This window comes from Acidithiobacillus sp., from assembly GCF_023255755.1.
Taxonomy (GTDB): Bacteria; Pseudomonadota; Gammaproteobacteria; order Acidithiobacillales; family Acidithiobacillaceae; genus Acidithiobacillus.
On record NZ_JAGDVS010000085.1, the window covers coordinates 1 to 3,530 of the forward strand.

6 protein-coding genes are annotated in these 3,530 nt (G+C 56.8%); all 6 read left to right on the top strand.

The genetic code is table 11. The features are described from left to right. Positions 1 to 86, top strand: an 86-nt coding sequence (locus Q0C48_RS14680; RefSeq protein WP_366937017.1) for an acyloxyacyl hydrolase, incomplete at its 5' end; no start/stop codon positions are given. Positions 87 to 181: 95 nt separating this feature from the next. Continuing rightward, the gene (locus Q0C48_RS05720; protein WP_291522363.1) at positions 182 to 913 is read left to right on the top strand and encodes a helix-turn-helix domain-containing protein; all 732 of its coding nucleotides are present in this window, start codon (positions 182 to 184) and stop codon (positions 911 to 913) included. 117 nt (positions 914 to 1,030) lie between these two features. Next, positions 1,031 to 1,675, top strand: a complete 645-nt coding sequence (locus Q0C48_RS05725; RefSeq protein ID WP_291522365.1) for a general stress protein — start codon at positions 1,031 to 1,033, stop codon at positions 1,673 to 1,675. Between the two features lie 57 nt (positions 1,676 to 1,732). Further along, entirely contained in the window at positions 1,733 to 2,416 is a 684-nt protein-coding gene (locus tag Q0C48_RS05730) for a Bax inhibitor-1 family protein (RefSeq protein WP_291522367.1), read from the top strand. Positions 2,417 to 2,488: 72 nt separating this feature from the next. Beyond that, a complete protein-coding gene (locus Q0C48_RS05735; RefSeq protein ID WP_291522369.1) occupies positions 2,489 to 2,923 on the top strand; it encodes a universal stress protein in 435 nt (144 codons plus the stop codon). A 40-nt stretch (positions 2,924 to 2,963) separates the two neighbouring features. Next, the coding region (locus tag Q0C48_RS05740) for an NRAMP family divalent metal transporter (protein ID WP_291522371.1) at positions 2,964 to 3,530 on the top strand (567 nt) is incomplete at its 3' end.

The window sequence follows — 3,530 nt, forward strand, 5'->3', positions numbered from 1 at the left end:
GCTTCACCCACTATTCCAACGCCGACATCAAGCGCCCGAATCCGGGGCAGGACTATTGGCAACTGCGTCTGGGGTATGCCTTCTGAAGGTTGCGCAGCCAAGCGTCATGCCACCACCAACTCCATACGCTGACCATCGAGCCCAACGCCCAGCTGTTGTCTTGCCTTCGGGGGGGGGCTGAATGCTTGATCGCTTGCGAACGCTGTCGGAATCCTCTGATTTCGCGGATCACTATGGAACATTTTTTCCTGATCTCAAGCCATTTGCTGCATTCACGCTCGGGTTGTGTCGAGGTCAGACCTTGGCGCATAGCGGAGTACCGCTTCGCGCCTTTTACTTGATCGAAAGCGGCGCCTTCAAGGCAGTGCGTCTGGGTTCTGACGGGCAATCGCAGATCATGGCGTTTTATTTTCCACGTGAGGTGATGGGGTTGAGCGCTTTTGCTGAGCAGGCCTATGTCAGCGACCTGATCGCCCTCACACCGTCCGTCGTCCATGCAATTCCGGCATCTGTGCTCCATCATTCACCGCAGCCAGCGCAGGAACTGCTCGGAATCTTTGTGCATCTGCTTTCTGAGCAGCTGGCGCGTGCAGAACAGGACAAGTTGATGCTTGGTGTGTGTTCAGGGACTCAAAAGATCGCTTCTTTCCTTCTGGATTTGCAGGAAAAAATCCGCCGCGCCGACGCAGATCCCTCCTGTTTCGATTTGCCAATGACACGCCAGGAAATCGGCAGCTATCTGGGGATGACCATGGAAAGTATCAGCCGTCTATTGTCTCTCCTGCAGGAGCAAGACATTGTGCAGGTGAACAAGCGTCACATACGGATATTGCGTGAAGATCAGTTACGACTCTGGCGCGATGATGGCTTTGACAAGGCGTTTTCAAGTCGCAGGCAGCAACGCAGGGCATAAACTGCGGCACCTATCGAGCCTCATCTTCCAATAATCTACGTTTATGTCCAACTGCTTTCCAACTCGAGAACGATGTGAAGCCTGCTGCACAAATCCCACAATCCCAAGCCTTGCCTGATGTGCATCAAGGCTGTCATTGGGAAATCGCGCAGACTTCGTACATTGCCTTTTGGTCTGATTGACCACCCTCCCCGTCCGCAAAGCCAAGGAATGATCATGACTCAAGCTCAAGATATTGCCGTTGCCGTTTATGACTCCCACAGTAAGGCTGAAGAGGCCATCAAAGCCTTGCAACATGCTGGGTTTGATATGAAAAAACTCTCCATCGTAGGGCGCGATTATGAAACGGCGGAGCATGTTGTCGGATTTTTCAACGCGGGGGATCGCGCCAAATTCTTTGGAAAACTCGGTGCCTTCTGGGGCGGTATCGCTGGCCTGTTGCTTGGCGCTGTGTTTGTCGTCGTCCCGACGGTCGGGCCCATTGTGGCACTTGGTCCCTTTGCCGCTGCCTTGGTGACAACTCTGACAGGCGGAATTGCCGGTGGTGTGGAAGGTGCTGTCCTCGCTGGTGGCGCTGGAGCGCTTTTCGGGGCGTTGAGTGCACTGGGCATTCCCAAGGATGCCGTGCTGCAATATGAAACCGAGTTGAAAGCACGTCATTTTTTGCTGCTTGTCCATGGCGATCCGATGGATATGCACCGGGCCAAGGATCTTCTAGCGCAATCCGGCTATCTCTCATTCACTCACCATCCCAAGGCGTAAACCAATCCGCGGCAACATGATCGCCTGGGTTCATCGGTCGCTCTGTCGAGGTACCAAATGACTTCCCCCTCCTTCCTGCCCGACCAACAAGAGGACTGGCAGGCGCCCATCGCCTCCAACGAGATCGTGCGCAGAACCTACAACCTGCTCACCTTGAACATGGCACTCACGGCGCTGACAGCCGCATTCGGGATGGACATGGCCTTTCCCTACCAGCATCCCATCCTCCTGATGCTGCTCGCATTCGGCGTCCTGTTTGTCATCCTGTGGACTGGGGCCAAGAGCAGCCCCGTGGCGCTGCCCCTGGTCTTTGTCTTCAGTGCGCTCATCGGGCTGTCCCTTGGACCCTTGATCGCCATGACATTGCAATTGGCCAACGGCGCAACCATCGTCACGGAAGCCGCTTTTGGCACGGTGTTGATCTTTGGTGGCCTGTCGCTTTACGCCGCGTTTTCCAAACGCGATTTCAGTTTTCTGGGCGGATTTCTTTTTGTCGGCCTGATCATCGTCGTGCTGGCGGGGATTGCAAACATCTTCCTGAACATGCCCGCCCTGGAGTTGACTGTGGCGGCGGCGTCGCTGCTCGTTTTTGTGGGGTATACCCTGTTCGACACCAGCAGACTCCTGCGCGGAGGAGAGACCAATCCGGTCTTGATCACCGTCTCCCTCTACTTGGATGTGCTCAATATTTTCGTCTCGTTGTTAGACCTGCTGTCCTTTCTGCAAGGGCGCCGCCGATGACAGACATCGGCGGAGTTGTTCCTCTTGTCCTCACGCCCTTTGAACGCATCCACACCAGAAGGAAGTGTCCCGATGTTTAAACACATGCTGATCACCACCGATGGCTCCCCGCTTGCCGAGCGCGCCTTCCCTGTCGCCCTGGAGCAAGCCAAGCTCAATGGCGCACGGGTCACAGGGGTCATGGTGACCGACATGACGCCGTATTACATGGCCATTGAGGTTATGCCCACTGGGCTCGACGATTTGCAAAAGGCCCTCCATACAGAAGCCGCACTGGCCGTGAACAAAATCGCAGAAGCGGCCAAGCATGCCGGGGTGGAGTGCACCACGGCGGTGGAAGACAATCCGCAGCCTTGGAGAGGGATTTTGGATGTTGCAGAGCGACAAGGGTGCGACGTCATTGCCATGTCATCGCACGGCCGCAGTGGCCTCGTATCCATTGTGCTCGGCAGCCAAACGAGTCGGGTGCTGTCCCATTGCAGCATTCCCACGCTGGTGATTCGCTAGGGCGGTCTCGGCTGCTCGGGTCCAAACGCAGAACCAGAGCATGCTGCCCGAAACGCAACACAACGACCAACCCAGCACGCTCAGCCGATTGCTGCGCATCCTTGGCCCAGGCCTGACCACGGGTGCGGCCGACGATGATCCGTCGGGCATCGCGACCTACTCCCAGACGGGAGCGCAGTTTGGCTATGGACAGCTCTGGATCGCGCTGTTCACCTTGCCACTGATGACGGCAATCCAGGAGGCTTGTGCCCGGATCGGCCTCGTGACCGGCAAAGGCATCGTCGCAGTCGTCAAGGAGCGCTATGGCGCCAAGGCGGCGCTGACCGTGGCACTCCTGGTTCTGGTCGCCAACACCATCAACATCGGTGCCGACATTGGTGCCATGGCCGCGGCGGCCCAGCTCGTGCTCCCAGTGAATTTCGCCATTGCGACCCTTGGCTTTACTGCTGTCATCCTGATTCTGGAGATTTTCACGAGCTACCGGGTCTATAGCCGGATTCTGAAATGGCTGGCGTTGAGCTTGCTCGTCTACGTGGTGACCGCTCTCATGATCCCTGATGGCCACCCAAATTCCTCCACTTGTGGCCACCTCAAATTCCCCCACCCT

Excerpts from the sequence above, each read along its gene's own strand:
- Q0C48_RS05725 (WP_291522365.1), top strand. The coding sequence starts at position 1,031 with ATGTGCATCAAGGCTGTCATTGGGAAATCGCGCAGACTTCGTACATTG.
- Q0C48_RS05735 (WP_291522369.1), top strand. The coding sequence starts at position 2,489 with ATGTTTAAACACATGCTGATCACCACCGATGGCTCCCCGCTTGCCGAG.
- Q0C48_RS05730 (WP_291522367.1), top strand. The coding sequence starts at position 1,733 with ATGACTTCCCCCTCCTTCCTGCCCGACCAACAAGAGGACTGGCAGGCG.
- Q0C48_RS05720 (WP_291522363.1), top strand. The coding sequence starts at position 182 with ATGCTTGATCGCTTGCGAACGCTGTCGGAATCCTCTGATTTCGCGGAT.